A 15,727-nucleotide genomic window follows, 5' to 3' on the forward strand; every position below is an offset into this window, starting at 1 on the left:
TTTGTGTGAAAGAGAGAGGCCCTGGTTTCCGTCTCAGAGAGTAGCCGTATCGTAGGCGCTTCCGTCGTCTTCATCCAGCATAGGCTGGCTGCTGCTATCCTTTTTGGCCAGCTTCTTGGCTTCTTCGTCCCGTTTCTGGGCTTCTGCCAGAGCGGCTTCCGTTTCTGCATCCGCCTTGTCTTCCCCGGTCTTGGCAGCCGGTTCCTGGACGGTCTGGGAGTCATCAGCCGGCTGGGCGGCTTCCGGTTCCGTTTCATCCAGGGCTACCCCGGTGTTTTTCTTGGGCTGAAGAGCGGCGGCCGGTTCCTTCTGGGCTTCCGCAGCCGGTTCGGCAGCCGTTTCACCGGCCGGTTCCTTGGTTACCGCAGAGGCAGGCTGAGCCGTCTGGGGGCCGCCTTCCTGGGTATTGCCGTCCAGCTGCTGACCAGCTACTGCACTGCCCGCCAGGATCACGCCGTCCACGCTGGTGTCTTCCGCCACCTGCACATAGGTGTTGGTCCCTGCCGGAATGGTCACAGAAGATCCCTTCACAAAAGCGCCGCCCACAACGCCTACCGGCCCGAAGAGGATCATCCCTCCGATGGAGGCACCGGCGGCACCGGCAGCGGTCTTGGCCTGCTGTTTGGCCAGGTCGCCCACCGTAACAGGGACAGCGCCCCCGTTCACAGCCACCACATGGGAGAAGTCCAGATCGATCCGGGCATCCCGGCCGAAGATCCGGGGCTGGACGATCTTTTTGATCTGGCCATAGCCTTTGGCCCCTTTGGGCAGCACCAGAGCATCCCCCACATACACATTGTCATCCACAATAAAGTCGATGGTATCCCCCTGCTGGTTGGTCTTGCTGTTGATGTCTTCCATGAATTTCACCTTGATCAGGGAATCCTTGGGCAGGACCACGGTGCTGGAAGTGAGGCTGCCGTTGGGGAAGGCGGCCTTGGTCAGCCGGTTCAGACGGCTGGTGAAAGAATCCTTGGCATATTCCGTGCCGAAGATCTGGGTTTCCAGATGGCTCAGACGGGTTTTGGCCGCGTCGATGGACATCCGGTCAGAGAACTGCCATTCAATCACGTTCATCATGGTGGCCATGGACAGCTTCCCGTTTACCGGGGCCCCTTCCAAATTGTTGTAGAGCTTGTCCACCCGGCTCATCACAGAACCGGAACTTTTCTGGCCGTACATGTCCGTTTCCATTTTGTCCACCCGGGATACCAGGGACCCGGTCTGGACAGCGCCATACAGGAAGTTTTCCGCAATTTCCAGTTTGCCCGCTACCGTGTTGGTGGCCGCCATTTCCTCGGCAAAAGCCGGAACCAGGCAGGTCAGGCACAGCAGGGCTGTCAAAAACAGGCTGATGATTTTTTTCTTCAATCCAGACACCTCCGTCAGGGTAATTTTCAGAAACTATCGGTTTTATTGTAACATAAATCAGGAAGCGAAGAAAGGTTTCAGTTTCTCTTCCATCTCTGCCCGCATCCGATCCATCAGTTCGTACCGGCGCCGGTGATTGGCCCGTTTGGAGGGTTTCAGTTCCGACAGATCCCTCCGCTTTTCCTCCAGGGGGATCCGGTAGAACCGGGGATCTTGGGTGGGTTCCCCGCCGCATTCTCCCCAGAAGTCCCCGAAATTGGTCTTCAGTTTCCGGTCCACCCGCACATGGTTCATGGCGTAGTAGCCCTCATTGGTCACTGCATAGATAGCCTCACAGCCCACCAGATCCGCCAGAGTCCGGAGCCCGTAGAAGATCAGGTTCTTGGTCCGGTATCCGAAGAATTTCTTGGTCATGGCCTTCACCGCATCATTCCCCAGGCTGGTGCCCTGGAGGGCTCCCACCCAGATGCAGGGTCTGCCGCTTTCCGGATCCGGTCCCAACCAGAACATGATCTGGTAAAAGTCCAGGTCCCCCCAGTGGAGCACCAGGGACAGACACCCTTCCTTCCGCTGGCCCGGATGGAACAGCAGGTCCAGGGTCAGGGGCTTGTCCTGGAATTCGTCGGTCCACAGGTTCACCCGGCCGTGGCGGACGTAGATTTCCCGGAGGAATTCCGGGGTCATCCGCTGCTGAAGGGCATAGATGGTATAGGTGATCACCTTTTCCCGTTCTGCCCAGCCGGCGCCCTTGTAAAAGAATGCCCGGGTTTCCTGCTCCAGCAGGCAGGGCATGCCCTGGAGCACCTCCCGGCGCAGAGGATCCCCATGGAAAAATTTCTGGAGTCCTTCCATCTGGCTCCGGTGGGTGGCACAGCGGAGAAGATACACCCAGTAGCGCTTCCGTTCCTTCAGATGCCTGATATTGTAGCAGGCCAGGCCTGCCGCCTTGATTTCTGCCCAATCCATTGGTGTAGTTCCCTTCTTTGCAATAAGAAGGGGTGTTGCACAGCAACACCCCTTTTTGTCAGCGGTCAATGGTCAACGGTCAACGGCCGTTGGAAATCAATTTTCGTAAATTGATTTTGAACTTGTAAAAGACGTTGTTTGCCGAATCTTTTTGCCATTGTTCACAGCCAGCCGCGCTGGCTTCCTTGGGCCGCTGACCGTTGACAGCTGACAGTATGCTGCCTTGGCAGCATACCTTACTTGTTGTTCTTAATAACCTTCTTCAGCTCTCTCCGGCAGAACAGGCCGAATTCGTGATGGGGCCAGTCGGACCGGGGATTGATGGCTCCGGATTCCATTTCACGGCCATAGCTCCAGCGGTCCAGTTTGAACTTGTGGTTCAGCATGTTCACCGTGGCGAACCGTCCCCGGTAATCCAGGATGGTCATGGGTTCCCGGCGGAAGTTGTCTTCCGTTACGTCGAACTTGTCCACAGCCATGACAATGACCACGTCAGCGCCGCTGGCTTTGGCTACGGCTTCCAGGCCAGCCTGGGTGAACAGGTTGTCCTGTTCCTGGAGGGCCACTTTCCGGACGATGTCGGAATCCACCATGTCATATTCCGGATACTGGAAAGCCTTGGCGATTTCGTTGCTGAACACGATGGGTTTCATCCCTTCGTTGTCTTCCACTTTTTCTCCGATCATCAGGGGCACCACAGCCAGTTTCAGGGATTTTACCTGAGGCGTTGCTGCAGGGGTCTGCTGCTGGGCAGTGGTTTCCGCCGGTTTGGTGGGGGTATAGGTAAAGGTAGCGGCGTCCGCCTGCTGGAGGGCAGGCAGGATCAGCGCCGCACTGAAAGCGACGGCAGACAGGGTTTGCCAGATTTTTTTCATATTGCTGTAACCTCCTAGTTGTCTTTTCTTGTCATTTCATCTATTTTATCACAAGGGGGAGCTCTTTGGCCAGAAAATTACAATTCCTCACAATAGGCAGAAGCCACCCAGCCGATATCCCCATTTTCCCGCTGGACCTTGGTCCAATGGAGGCCGCCGCCGTCGGCAGCATCCAGGATGGTGACGATTTCCCCTTTGGTGAAGTAGTCCAGCACATCCCCGTTCTGGTTGGGATCGCTGCGCATCCGCACTTCCGTGCCGGTGATCCTGCCCTTCCGGTCTTCCAGACGGGTCACCGAAGGGATCAGGGAGCCTTCCGGCACCCGGCAGTATTCCCCGGCCACCCAGCCCTGGGACCCGTCCTTCCGGGTCACTTCATACCATTTCCGTCCTTCATTTACATTGCTTTTCAGGACTTCCACCTTTTCACCGTCTTCAAAATAGCCCAGGATTTCTGTATCCGTCCCAGCGCCTTTCCGCATCCGCACTTCCGTACCAATGATGGTTCCGGCTGCGGACGCATCCGCTTTCCGTTCCATGGGGAATGTCAGACCCAGCAGACAGCACAGCGCGGCAAGAATCCGTCCCATTTTTTTCATCATGGTCTGCCTCCTCTCCTCTTATTGAAGTCATTGTATCACAAGCGCCCGTTCCCTGCCAGTACTGCCAGTAAATCAGTTCTGGGCGCAGAAATCAGCCGATACCCAGCCTACGGAACCGTCGCTCCGCTGGACTTTCAGCCACCGCTGCCCGTCACTGGTCACATCGTCCAGGATGGTCACGGTTTCTCCGTTGTCGAAGTAGCCCAGCACAGCACTGTCCGTACTGTAGCTGGCCCGCATCCGCACGTCCGTGCCGGTGATGGTTCCGGTGGAAGCACTGCTTCCGTCACCATCCCCGCTGCCCATGCTGCAGTAATCCGCAGCCACATAGCCGGTGGATCCGTCACTGCGGCTCACCTTGTACCAGGTCATGCCGTCAGCCCGGGTGCTGCCCAGCACCTGGACCGATTCTCCCTGGCCAAAGACTCCGATGACGCTGCTGTCCAGGCCGGCGCCGTCCCGCATCCGCACGTCCGTGCCGGTGATCACCCCGGCACCGCTTACATCCGTATCGAGAGCTGCAGCCGCGGCTCTGGCAGCTTCTGCCTGCCGTTCCGCCTCAGCCTGCCGTTCGGCTTCCGCCGCAGCTTCCACCTGCCGGCGGGCTTCTTCAGCCGCCCGTTCTTCCGCTTCCCGGCGGGCCTTTTCTTCTGCCGCCCGTTTCTCCGCAGCTTCCTTTATGGCCACCAGTTCCTTCATCCGGGCTTCTTCCCGGGCCGCCTCTTCTTTGGCTTCCTGGGCCTGGATGGCTGCCACTTTTTCCTTTACGGTCATGGGACGAGCAGCCTTCTGTTCCGCCGGTTTGGCCGTTTCTTGGGGAGCTTCTTGAGAAGCTTCCGCCTTTTTGGCTTCCGGTTTGGTTTCCGGTACCGCCGGTTTCACGGCAGCAGCAGTTTTCCCGGCTGCTTCCGCCTCTTTGGCCACCGCCGTCAGGCTGCCGGCTGCCACTTCAGCCGCCTTGTTCTCTTTGGCAGACTTGGCTTTCGCTGCCTTGGCAGCTTCAGCAGCCTCTTTCCGGGCCTGTTCCTCAGCTTTGGCTCTGGCTTCTGCCCGTGCTTTGGCTCTGGCCTCCGCTCTGGCCTGAGCTTCTGCCCTGGCCTGGGCATCCATTTTTGCCTGTTCTTCCGCTTTGGCTTTGGCGGCTTTCTCTGCTTTGGCTTTGGCTTTGGCTTTGGCCTTGGCCTCCGCCTTGGCTTTGGCTTCATCCTGGGCTTTTTCTTTGGCCGCCAGACGGGCCCGGATCCGTTCCAGCCCCTTGCCGGTGCTTTCTCCGACTGCCGGTTTTTCCGCCGGTTTGGCCGTTGTGTCGGCGGGAGCCGCCGTTTCTCCGGCCGTCCCATCACTGTGGTCGATGGGGGCTTCGGTCACATTCCCTTCCGCATCCATACCGGCTGCCGAAAGGTTGATTTCGATTTCCCCTTCACTTTTATCCAGCACCGCCCCGGCATGGTATACCCCGATCAGGCTCCCGTCCCGGTCCACATAATAGGTATCCGGAATGGTCTGGAGTTTGGCCGGATCCACATCATACAGATACTGGAGCCCGTTCTGGGCCAGCACAGCCAGCTGGTCTTTGGTGTAGTAATAGCTGAGAGGCCGCAGTTCACCGGTTTTCCGGTCAAAGGTCATGCCCACGCTTTCTTCCACACCCATATTGGGAGTCATCACCAGGGTGAAGCTGACCAGATCCTCGTCAGATTTGTGCACATCGTAATGGACTTTGCCCCCTCCCAGGGTGGAGGCTTCACTGACAAAAGAAGCCACCTGGCTGCTGAGGGCCCGGTTGATTTTGTCATCTGCCGTGCGGCTGCCGCCGCTGACCTGAGGGCATTCCACATCTACTTTATTTTCCGTACGGCTCACCGTCTTGACGGATACGCCGGTTTCCGCCGCCCATGCAGGAACTGTAGCGGCCCCCAGGACCAGACAGCTCATCAGGACAGCACAAGTTTTTTTCAGCATTGATCATGCCTGCTTTCTACCATATTCTTTCCCCATCATCTCATGATGTACAATAAGTATAAGTGTACTGTAATCCGGAGGGAAAATCAAGATTGGGCCGGCTCCACCGGACATTCTTCAAAGAAAGTTTTCTCTTCGTCCAAGGCCACCGGACGGCTGAGGGACTCAGTGAGCCAGGCTTCCGCCTTCTCTTTTCGGTCCCGGGGCATCACCAAGTGGATTTTGGCCCGGTTGGCGTATTCTACGTCCCCCACGGCAAAAAGGTCCTGCTGGTACAGCAGGTTCAGCACCCGGCCCACATCGTCCAGGGTCCAGAGGAAGGCATAGTCCCCCATGGGCACCATTTCCGCCAGGCCCCCTTCCTCCACGGCCTGGGCCACACATTTCCCGTAGGTCCGGGTCAGGCCCCCGGCTCCCAGCTTGATGCCCCCGAAATATCTCGTCACCACTGCCGCCGTGTTGTACAGCTCCTTCCGGCGGAGGACTTCCAGCATGGGAGAACCGGCTGTGCCGCTGGGTTCCCCGTCATCATTGGACCGCTCCACCCGGTTGTCAGGACCTACGATATAGGCAGAACAGTTGTGGGTGGCGTCCCAGTATTTCTTTTTCATGGCCCGGACAAATTCCTGGGCCTCCCCTTCCGTTTCTACCCGGGCCAAGGTGCACAGGAACCGGGATTTTTCCACCACCAGCTCACTGACCACAGGCCGGGCGATCACATATTTTCCCATTGCCGTTTCCGTCCTTTCCGTTAGGTGTATCACAGGGGATATTATACCATAAGAAACCCGGTCAGCGGCCAATGGGCAACGGTCAACGGCTGATGGAAAAAATTTGCCAGCTGACCCACCACCATCCTTGCGGATGGTCCCCCGCCCTTGAAAAGGGCGGATATACGCTCGGGCCGCTGGCCCATTGCTTATCCATGGTCTCGGCCTGCCATGCAATCTATCCGCCCTTTGCAAGGGCGGGGGACCGTTGCGCTTGCGCAATGGTGGTGGGTTAGCAGCCCTTGGGGCTGCGTTTTCAATCAACAGCATCTGCCTGGGGCAGATGGTTTCCATCGGCGTGAGACGTTAAGCGCAAGACTGAAAAACGGCCCGCCGTTTTTCACCCTACCCGCGGTCCCCTTTTCTTATGGTATAATAGGAACGCTATATAAAGGAGGTCATCATTTTGCTGCATGCTTTTCATCGTATATCCCTTTTGACCGGTGCCCTTTGCCTGTCCGCTTCCGTGGCTTTGGCTGCGGCGGCCATGCCTGGCACACCGGCTGCTCTCACCAAAGCTTCCGCCTGGACCACGGCTGCCGGGAACACCGTCCTGGCCACTCCGGAACGGATTAAAGCCATGAACGCCCAGATGGACAAGGCCACCTTTGGCGATTCCATCCAGGACCTGGGAGCCTCCATTTCCGGCGACAAGCTCACCGGCTATGTGAATTCCTTCGGCATGGATGAAGACCAGTACATCCAGAGGGCTCCCATCAGCCACTCTTTTGCTTCCCAGCTGGTCCAAGATGCCAAAGCCAATATCCGTCCCACCAATACAGTAAAATACGGAGTGGTGGTGGACCGGGTGGATCTCCGCTCCTTCCCCACCCTTCAGCGGGCCTTTGATTCCGCCTCCGACACCCAGTTCGACAACTGGCAGGAAACCGCCGTGGATCCGGCCACTCCGGTGCGGGTGTACCACACCAATCCCCAAGGGAACTTCATTTTCGTCCGTACCCCCCATTATCGGGGATGGGTCCCTCGGAACAAGGTAGCCATCACCGATGCCAAGACCTGGCAGACCTACGCCAACCCTGCCTCTCCTGCTGTAGTCACCGGGCGGGTACTGACCCTCCAGGCCGGCACCCAGCCCCAGCTGTACCAGATGGGCACCGCCATTCCCACCCAGGGCGGGAACCTGCTGCTGCCCACCCGGAACCATCAGGGCTATCTCCAGATTGTCCCGGTGAAAGCCGCCTACGGGGCTGATCTCCATCAGGGCTACCTGCCCTACACCGCCAACAACACCATTGAAATGGCCTTCAAGCATCTGGGGGCCCCCTATGGCTGGGGCGGCATGCACAACAGTGTGGACTGCTCCGCCTTTGTCCAGGATGTGTACAAGACCATGGGAATCCAGCTGCCCCGGAACGGAGACGAACAGGCCCAGTCCTTCCCGGGGAAAAGCTTCCAGGGCATGACCCATGCAGAGAAGCTGGCCTACATCAAAACCGCCGCACCGGGGTCCCTCCTGTTCACCCCCTACCATGTTATGATGGTGCTGGGGAATTACAACGGCACTCCCTACATGATCCATTCCCTGGCCTCCTACGGCATGGAGACTTCCAGCGGCGTGGTAAAGAACCGGATCATGCAGGTGGTGGTCAGCAAAGTGGATCTGCTGGCCGGCAGCGGAACGCCCCTGGTGGATCAGATGACACAATGCAATACATGGAAATAAAGCGCAGGGCGCTTTATTTCTGTCAACGGTCAGCGGTCAACGGCCGAATGATAAAATTTGCAGGCAAATTTTAATGAAAGAAAACGCAGCTGACGCTGCTAACCCACCACCATCCTTGCGGATGGTCCCCCGCCCTTGAAAAGGGACGGATAGTGACACTAGGGCGTAGCCCGCGTGTCACGGAAAGCAAGGGCTCAACCCGATTTTTACGGACAGGGTAAAAGCGTAGCCCGAGTGTCACGGAAAGCAATGGGCACTAGCCCGAGCGTATATCCGCCCTTTGCAAGGGCGGGGGACCGTTGCGCTTGCGCAATGGTGGTGGGTTAGCAGCCATAGGCTGCGTTTTTCTTTCCAACGGCCATTGACAATTGACCGTTGACCGCTGACACGGTCTGCTGCTTGGCTGCAGACCGTTAAAACGTCACTACCAGCTGGCTCCAAAGGGTCCGGGCGTGTTTGCCGTTCTGGTCCCCTTCTTTGCCTTTCAGATCATAATAGTCCACTTCGGCCACCATATTCTTGGCCAGGGTCAGGTTGCCCCCTACTTTCCAGCCTTTGAACCCGTTGGTGACTCCGTTGTCTCCGGGAATGAAAGCATCCCAGCTGCCGTCCATGGTGTGGGCGATCACCGTGGAAGCGCTCTGGTCATAATAAGTGGCCAAAAGGCCCCAGCTGCCCAGTTTGTCACTTTCTGCCCCGCCGTAGGTCAGGCCAGCCACCCAGCCGTCCTTGTCCCAGTCACGGGCTTTTTCGTAGTCATTGCTGCCCCGGAGGTACATGGCGTTGATGCCCAGCTTCCCGGCCTGGTACCCGGCCCCGGCGGTCCAGATTTCATTGTCTGCCCCGTCCAGGAAGGTGATGTTGTCCGCCTTGGTGTAGGTGGCCGCCAGGTGCAGGTTGCCCGTATCCCCGCCCAGTTCCGCCGTCCAGAATTTGTCAGCCACGGAAATTTTTTCGTCATCGCTCATATAGCCGAATCCGGATACATCCGCCATTTTCCCGTAGGCTGCCTGGAGGTAGGAAGCATGGCCCAGATTCACCTTTGCCTTCACTCCATCCACCTGGCTGTCATAGATGTTCCCGTCCGCCAGGAACTCATCATACCGCCCGGCCTTCAGTTCCAGAGCCCCGATCCGGCCGTCCAGGAAAGCTCTCTGGAAGTCCGTGTCGCTGTCCCCGGATTCGTTCCGGCCGCCGAAGTACTGGTGGTTTTCCAGCATGGCCACATAATGCCAGTTGTCGTTCACTTCCCCAGTGAACCACAGACGGGTCCGCAGGTCGGATTCGCTGCCCTTGCCGGTGGCGGCCCCAGAATCATTCCGGTAGCTCATCTGGACTTCTCCGGTGACCTGGACATTGTCCGCATTCTTTTCAAGTTTGGATACTCTAACACCCAGATTGTCCAGTTCATCGGCAAATTCGCTGACCAGTTTGTCATCGGCGCCAATAGCCCCTTTGGCCAGGGCTTTGGCCACGATCTGGGCCATTTCGTACCGGGTCATGGACTTGTCCCCTTTGAAAGTGCCGTCAGGGAACCCGTCCACCACTCCGGCCGCCGCCAGTTTGGCCACTGCCCCATAGGCCCAGTGGCCTGCCGGCAGATCGGAAAAAGGATTGGCCGCAAAAGCCGTTGCGCTGACCCCCAGGGCCATAGCCAGGGCCATGATCAGTTTCTTGTTCATTGGAAAACCCTCCTTGAATTTTAGTTAGTTTCTTCTAACTTCACGTCATAAATTATACAATCTGCCAATGGATTTGGCAAGAAGGGAATGAGGCTGTCAACGGTCGGCAGTCAGCGGTCAACGGCAGGCGACAGAAAGGGGGTGTTGCACAGGACGTGCAACACCCCCTTTTCTTTTATCTCTTATGCAACCGTCTCCAGCGGATCCTTTACAACAGGGGCCTCATAGACGTCATAAGGATCCAAATCTATGCATCTTCGCGGATTCCGTTTTCCTTCCAAGTCCCACGCGGCTGTGCCATTCATGACCGTAAGGCAGTCGTGAAACACCTTTTGATCCTTCAATTTTTGAAATACTCCGGGGTTCTGTACCAGGGACGATGCATCATAATAATGAACCGTTCCGTCATTAAAATACGCGTAAAAACTGTATCCTTTTCCTGGAACCACCTGTAAGACTTCAGGTATCAACTGTTTTTCCATTGTATCACCCCTTCCGCATTGGAGGTACCGGATTGGGTTCTTTTCCTTCTTTCACCAGTTCCCAATTCTGCATCAATTCATCCTGATACAAAACACACCAGGCAAGGACAATTTTTAATTGTCTACCTGGCAGAAATCCCTTTAATACCGATGCATTCTGAATATCAATCAAAGCCTTCTGACCAGCATATTCGGCGTGGATATGTGGAGGATTGTGGTCGTTGTAATATATGGTAATCCGAATTCCAAAAAACAAACTGATTTCAGGCATTGGTCATCCCCCCTTTTCTTCCATTATAGCAAAATCACCAAGCAAAACCAACGGTACCATTGGATTCTCCCTCATTTCACACCGAAGAAATTTTCATCGATTAGCCGATTGCCATCTGTAGGGCGCGCCCTTCCCGGACTCCGGATTTATAGTAAGACGTCAGGGCCGTTTCTGGTTTCTTGTCATGCCCTCCGGGCGGCCGGGACGGGCTTCCCTGCGGGCAGCCCCTACGCCGTCGCTGTCTAACAGACGACAACAGCGGTGTTCGCCGTTTGTTGCCCGGTACGGGCGAACCGGCTGCACTGGTTTTTCGGCATATAAAAACGGCCCTCCTTTGGGGAGAGCCGTTTTTTGCTTCCAATCGGTTGATCAGAAGGTGATGTTCAGTTCGGACCACAGGGTGCGGGCGTGTTTGTTGCCTGCATCGATGCCGTTTTCTGCATCTTTATTCTTCAGATCATAGTATTCCACGGTAGCCACCATGTTCTTGGCCACGGTCAGGTTGCCGCCCACCATGTAGCCCTTGAATCCGGTGTACGGGAATACGTACCAGTCGCCGTTCATGGTGTGGGAGGCCACGGTCACAGCAGCCTGGTCATAGTATTTGGCATACAGGCCCCAGGTGCCCGGTTTCTTTTCATCGGCACCGGCATAGCCCAGCCCCACTACATAACCATCATCATCCACATTGTTGACCCAGCTGTTGTTCTTGGAATCAGCGTCACCCTTCAGGTACATGGCGTTCACATTCCATTTGCCGGCGGTATAATCGGCCCCAACGGTCCAGATTTTGTTGTCAGTCTTATCCAGGGTGCTTTCCCCTTCATTCATGGCGCCGAAGTCCTGGTCATTGATCTTGGTATAAGTGGCTTCGCCGTGCAGGTTGCCCCAGTTGCCGCCCAGGGCTGCGCTCCAGTAGGTATCCCCTACGGAACCATTTTTATCCTGCCAGCCATACCGATCAGCGTTGGCCAGCTTACCATAGGCAGCGGACAGATAGCCCTGGCCGAATTTCACATCAGCACGGACAGCATCAGCCCGGTCATCAAATACGTTCCCATCGGCGATGAAATCGTTGAACCGGCCGGCAGTGATGTTCACAGCGCCGATATTACCGGTCAGATAAGCTCTCTGGAAGTCAGTATCGCTGTCGCCGGATTCGTTCTTGCCTTCGAAGTATTGCTGGTTCTGGATCATAGCGGTGTAATGCCAGTTGTCGTTCACTTCACCGGTGAACCACAGACGGGTCCGCAACTGGGCTTCAGATTTGTCATCCCAATTCTTGAAGCCGCCGCCTCTGCGATCTGCATAGCTGATACGGGCAGCCCCGGTCACCTGTACGTTGTCCGCATTCTTTTCCAGTTTGGCCACCCGGACCCCCAGGTTGTCCAGTTCATCGGCAAATTCGCTGACCAGTTTGTCATCCGCACCGATAGCACCTTTGGCCAGAGCCTTGGCAACGATCTGAGCCATTTCATAACGGGTCATGGTCTTGTCGCCTTTGAAGGTGCCATCAGGATAGCCGTCAACTACGCCGGCAGCAGCCAGTTTGGCAACAGCGCCGTAAGCCCAGTGGCCAGCAGGCAGATCGGAGAAGGGATTGGCAGCGAAAGCGGTAGCGCTTACGCCCAGAGCCATGGCCATGGCAAAGACTAAGGATTTTTTCATTGGAGATTCCTCCCTGATGTTATTTTTATCCAGGCAGTTCCTTCTGTTTTCTCCATTCCCGCGAGTCTCCTTGTTTCCTCTGTTCCTGGCAGAAAATTCCGGTCCCTGACCGGGATAAAGCAAGTGTGAATTATTTGTCATCTTTCATAAATTTACCATATTTTGAATGTGAATGCAACGAAGCAAGGTAAATGATATTACAGAAGTTGTTTATTATACTGTTTGAAACAATTTTGCATGTATTTTTATAAAAAAAGACGGTTCCCGAAGGAACCGTCTTCTGGTTTGTTCTGTAATTAGAAGGTAACAACCATCTGAGACCACAGAGTCTTGTTGTGATCGCTGGTGGAACCTTTGTCTTTCAGATCATAATATTCAACCTGAGCCACCATATTCTTGGCAACAGTCAGGTTGCCGCCGACCATCCAGCCTTTGAAGCCGTCCGGACCGAAAGCATCATAGTTGCCGTTCATGGTGTGGGCAATGTAGGTAGCGCCGCCCTGATCGTAGTATTTACCGAACAGACCCCAGGAACCAGCTTTAGCAGCAGAAGCACCCTTGTAGGCCAGAGTAGCTACCCAGCCATCATTGTCGGGTTCTACGCCATCAATCTTTTCATCGGCATCGCCGTGCAGGTACATAGCGCCGATCTTCCAATCGCCGGCTTTGTAGTTGGCAGCAGCGGTCCAGATGTTGTCAGAACCTTTAACCCAGTTGGTATCCAGGTCTTTTACATGCAGGTAGTTGGCTTCCAGATTCAGGTTGCCGATGTCGCCGCCCAGTACAGCCTGGGTGAATTCGCCGGCTTTGGATTCTTTAGCTTTGGCTTTATCAGCAGCAGTGGTCTTATCAAAGCCAGTCCAGCCATAAGTATCGCTGTTGGCCATCTTGCCCCAGGTTGCGCCCAGATAGGTAGCACCGAATTTGGTGTTGGCGTTTACAGCATCCACACGGGTATCATAAACGTTACCTTCAGCATAGGTGCCGTTGTAACGGCCAGCAGTCATGTTCACAACGCCGATGTTACCGGTCAGGTAAGCGCGCTGGAAGTCAGTGTCGTTATCGCCGGAATCATTGGTACCTTTGTTGTTCCACTGCTGTTCGTTCTGCAGCATGCCAACATAATGCCAGTTGTCGTTCACTTCGCCAGTGAAGAACAGACGGGACCGGGTCTTGGTCACACTCTTCTTACCGAAGTCGCCGGTAGTATGAGCATAGTGGGTACGGATGTTCCCGGTGATCTTTACGTTGTCAGCGTTCTTTTCCAGTTTGGCAACGCGAACACCCAGGTTGTCCAGTTCATCAGCGAATTCGCTGACCAGTTTGTCATCAGCACCGATAGCGCCTTTGGCCAGAGCCTTGGCAACGATCTGAGCCATTTCATAACGGGTCATGGTCTTGTCGCCTTTGAAGGTACCATCAGGATAGCCGTCAACTACGCCGGCAGCAGCCAGTTTGGCAACAGCGCCGTAAGCCCAGTGGCCAGCAGGCAGGTCGGAGAAGGGGTTGGCAGCGAAAGCAGTAGCGCTTACGCCCAGAGCCATAGCCATGGCAAATACTAAAGATTTTTTCATGGGATATTCCTCCTTAGGAATCACAGAGTGAATTCCCCTGGAACGTCCGGCTGACCTCTGCCGCGAGTATCCTTGTTTCCTCTGGCTCTTTCAGCACTCTGTCCCTGTGAAATTCACAATACTATTGTGACAACTTCTTGTCACGGTGTTATTTTAACACAAGATTACAGAAAAAAGCAAATTTGTGAACTTATTTTGGCTATAGATTACATTATTATTTATTTTATTCTTTATAGTTCATGTTTTTATCACACATTTTAAAATTTATAGCACGAAAAAAGGACGATTCCAAAGAATCGTCCTTTTTGTATTGGTGATGGAGAACCCACCACCATGCTCCGCATGATCCCCCGCCCTTAAAAAGGGCGGATATAGAAGGGACTGGCTGGGTCCCCCGCCCTTAAAAAGGGCGGATATAGAGGGACTGGCTGGGTTCCATCCTAAAGGGATGGATACCCAAGGAGGAATGATTGAATTAGAAGGTTACTACCATCTGAGACCACAGGGTCCGGGCATGCTGATCGGATTCTTTGCCCTTCAGGTCGTAGTATTCCACCTGAGCCACCATGTTCTTGGCCAGGGTCAGGTTGCCGCCAACGTTGTAGCCTTTGAAGCCTTCCCCGTTGAAGGAATCCCACATACCGTTCATGGTATGGTAAATGATGGTGGGAGCTCCCTGATCATAGTACTTGGCGAACAGGCCCCAGGAACCAGGTTTGGAAGCAGCAGCACCCTTGTAGCCCAGGGATACTACATAACCGTCATCATCGCCGTTCTTGTAGTCGCTGTTTGCCAGGGTGTCATCGTCACCCTTCAGGTACATGGCCCCGATCTTGAAGTCGCCGGCTTTGTAGTTGGCGCCAACGGTCCAGATCTTGTTGTCCCCGGTGAGGCCGTTGTCGATGTACGGGTTTACATCATCGGCCTTGGTGTAAGTGGCAGCCAGGTCCAGGTTGCCGATACTGCCGCCCAGTTCGGCATTCCAGAACTTGTCTGCTACGGAATCATCTTTGGTCCATTTACGGCCAGCGATGGTTCCCAGATCGCCATCCGTCCAGCCATAGGTATCCTTGCTGGCCATCTTGCCGTAGGCAGCGCTCAAATAAGCCTGGCCGAAAGGAACTTTAAACTGAACCGCATCTACACGGTCATCGTACACATTGCCTTCAGCAATGGTCTTGTTGAAACGGCCGGCCTGGATATTCCAGACACCGATGTTGCCGTCCAGGTAAGCTCTCTGGAAGGAGGTGTCGGAATCGCCGGATTCGTTCTTGCCCTGGAAGTACTGGTTGTTTTCCAGCATGGAAACGTAATGCCAGTTGTCGTTGACTTCACCGGTCAGGAACAGACGGGTACGCAGACGGGACTGGGATTTGTCGGCTTTGCCGGTGGTCTTGCCACCTTCATTGTTGTAGTAGCTGGCACGGACGTTGCCGGTGATCTTTACGTTGTCAGCGTTCTTTTCCAGTTTGGCAACGCGAACACCCAGGTTGTCCAGTTCGTCAGCGAATTCGCTGACCAGTTTGTCATCAGCACCGATAGCGCCTTTGGCCAGAGCCTTGGCAACGATCTGAGCCATTTCATAACGGGTCATAGTCTTGTCGCCTTTGAAGGTGCCATCAGGATAACCGTCAACTACGCCGGCAGCAGCCAGTTTGGCAACAGCGCCGTAAGCCCAGTGGCCAGCAGGCAGGTCGGAGAACGGGTTGGCAGCGAAAGCAGTAGCGCTTACGCCCAGAGCCATAGCCATGGCAAATACTAAGGATTTTTTCATAGGAAAACACTCCCTTGAATGATATTTGTCCTGCCCCCGGGTTTCC

The 15,727-nt window shown here is 55.3% G+C and carries 13 protein-coding genes; 1 reads left to right on the forward strand and 12 read right to left on the reverse strand.

The genetic code is table 11. The features are described 5' to 3' along the window. Positions 1-33: 33 nt before the first annotated feature. The 6 genes from ACTQY1_RS02030 to ACTQY1_RS02055 form a co-directional block, all read right to left on the reverse strand. Positions 34-1,380, reverse strand: a complete 1,347-nt coding sequence (locus tag ACTQY1_RS02030) for a hypothetical protein (protein WP_326831143.1) — start codon at positions 1,378-1,380, stop codon at positions 34-36. 48 nt (positions 1,381-1,428) lie between these two features. Beyond that, positions 1,429-2,337, reverse strand: a complete 909-nt coding sequence (locus tag ACTQY1_RS02035) for a VirK/YbjX family protein (RefSeq protein ID WP_154488658.1) — start codon at positions 2,335-2,337, stop codon at positions 1,429-1,431. 236 nt (positions 2,338-2,573) lie between these two features. Continuing rightward, a complete protein-coding gene (locus ACTQY1_RS02040) occupies positions 2,574-3,212 on the reverse strand; it encodes a hypothetical protein (RefSeq protein WP_441368871.1) in 639 nt (212 codons plus the stop codon). Between the two features lie 77 nt (positions 3,213-3,289). Further along, positions 3,290-3,814 carry an SH3 domain-containing protein gene (locus ACTQY1_RS02045; protein WP_022487300.1) on the reverse strand — a complete coding sequence of 175 codons (525 nt, stop codon included), beginning with the start codon at positions 3,812-3,814 and terminating at the stop codon, positions 3,290-3,292. A gap of 72 nt (positions 3,815-3,886) precedes the next feature. Next, positions 3,887-5,776, reverse strand: a complete 1,890-nt coding sequence (locus ACTQY1_RS02050) for an SH3 domain-containing protein (protein WP_441368872.1) — start codon at positions 5,774-5,776, stop codon at positions 3,887-3,889. Positions 5,777-5,862: 86 nt separating this feature from the next. Continuing rightward, the gene (locus ACTQY1_RS02055; protein WP_022488155.1) at positions 5,863-6,507 is read right to left on the reverse strand and encodes a YigZ family protein; all 645 of its coding nucleotides are present in this window, start codon (positions 6,505-6,507) and stop codon (positions 5,863-5,865) included. A 445-nt stretch (positions 6,508-6,952) separates the two neighbouring features. Between ACTQY1_RS02055 and ACTQY1_RS02060 the strand changes: the two genes are divergently transcribed. Continuing rightward, entirely contained in the window at positions 6,953-8,230 is a 1,278-nt protein-coding gene (locus ACTQY1_RS02060) for a C40 family peptidase (protein ID WP_022488156.1), read from the forward strand. A 413-nt stretch (positions 8,231-8,643) separates the two neighbouring features. On the opposite strand, the gene ACTQY1_RS02065 is transcribed toward ACTQY1_RS02060, so the two are convergent. From ACTQY1_RS02065 to ACTQY1_RS02090, 6 genes are all read right to left on the reverse strand, one after another. Then, complete coding sequence (locus ACTQY1_RS02065) at positions 8,644-9,912, reverse strand: porin (protein ID WP_441368873.1); 1,269 nt, start codon at positions 9,910-9,912, stop codon at positions 8,644-8,646. A gap of 182 nt (positions 9,913-10,094) precedes the next feature. Further along, complete coding sequence (locus ACTQY1_RS02070) at positions 10,095-10,394, reverse strand: DUF2442 domain-containing protein (RefSeq protein ID WP_154488661.1); 300 nt, start codon at positions 10,392-10,394, stop codon at positions 10,095-10,097. Between the two features lie 4 nt (positions 10,395-10,398). Further along, on the reverse strand, positions 10,399-10,665 hold the full coding sequence (locus tag ACTQY1_RS02075) for a DUF4160 domain-containing protein (RefSeq protein ID WP_288174839.1): 267 nt from the start codon (positions 10,663-10,665) through the stop codon (positions 10,399-10,401). Between the two features lie 369 nt (positions 10,666-11,034). Next, positions 11,035-12,333: an S-layer homology domain-containing protein gene (locus ACTQY1_RS02080; RefSeq protein WP_441368874.1), complete on the reverse strand. Its 1,299-nt coding sequence runs from the start codon at positions 12,331-12,333 to the stop codon at positions 11,035-11,037. A 296-nt stretch (positions 12,334-12,629) separates the two neighbouring features. Then, a complete protein-coding gene (locus ACTQY1_RS02085) occupies positions 12,630-13,907 on the reverse strand; it encodes an S-layer homology domain-containing protein (protein WP_441368875.1) in 1,278 nt (425 codons plus the stop codon). A 475-nt stretch (positions 13,908-14,382) separates the two neighbouring features. Beyond that, positions 14,383-15,681 (reverse strand): S-layer homology domain-containing protein, encoded by a 1,299-nt coding sequence (locus ACTQY1_RS02090; protein WP_302574080.1) that lies wholly within the window; start codon positions 15,679-15,681, stop codon positions 14,383-14,385. Positions 15,682-15,727 lie beyond the last annotated feature (46 nt).

This window comes from Acidaminococcus sp. HCP3S3_G9_1 (assembly GCF_052122455.1).
Lineage (GTDB): Bacteria > Bacillota > Negativicutes > Acidaminococcales > Acidaminococcaceae > Acidaminococcus.

Coding starts and splice junctions, on each gene's coding strand:
- ACTQY1_RS02035 (WP_154488658.1), bottom strand. CDS start 2,337: ATGGATTGGGCAGAAATCAAGGCGGCAGGCCTGGCCTGCTACAATATC.
- ACTQY1_RS02040 (WP_441368871.1), bottom strand. CDS start 3,212: ATGAAAAAAATCTGGCAAACCCTGTCTGCCGTCGCTTTCAGTGCGGCG.
- ACTQY1_RS02045 (WP_022487300.1), bottom strand. CDS start 3,814: ATGATGAAAAAAATGGGACGGATTCTTGCCGCGCTGTGCTGTCTGCTG.
- ACTQY1_RS02050 (WP_441368872.1), bottom strand. CDS start 5,776: ATGCTGAAAAAAACTTGTGCTGTCCTGATGAGCTGTCTGGTCCTGGGG.
- ACTQY1_RS02055 (WP_022488155.1), bottom strand. CDS start 6,507: ATGGGAAAATATGTGATCGCCCGGCCTGTGGTCAGTGAGCTGGTGGTG.
- ACTQY1_RS02065 (WP_441368873.1), bottom strand. CDS start 9,912: ATGAACAAGAAACTGATCATGGCCCTGGCTATGGCCCTGGGGGTCAGC.
- ACTQY1_RS02070 (WP_154488661.1), bottom strand. CDS start 10,394: ATGGAAAAACAGTTGATACCTGAAGTCTTACAGGTGGTTCCAGGAAAA.
- ACTQY1_RS02075 (WP_288174839.1), bottom strand. CDS start 10,665: ATGCCTGAAATCAGTTTGTTTTTTGGAATTCGGATTACCATATATTAC.
- ACTQY1_RS02080 (WP_441368874.1), bottom strand. CDS start 12,333: ATGAAAAAATCCTTAGTCTTTGCCATGGCCATGGCTCTGGGCGTAAGC.
- ACTQY1_RS02085 (WP_441368875.1), bottom strand. CDS start 13,907: ATGAAAAAATCTTTAGTATTTGCCATGGCTATGGCTCTGGGCGTAAGC.
- ACTQY1_RS02090 (WP_302574080.1), bottom strand. CDS start 15,681: ATGAAAAAATCCTTAGTATTTGCCATGGCTATGGCTCTGGGCGTAAGC.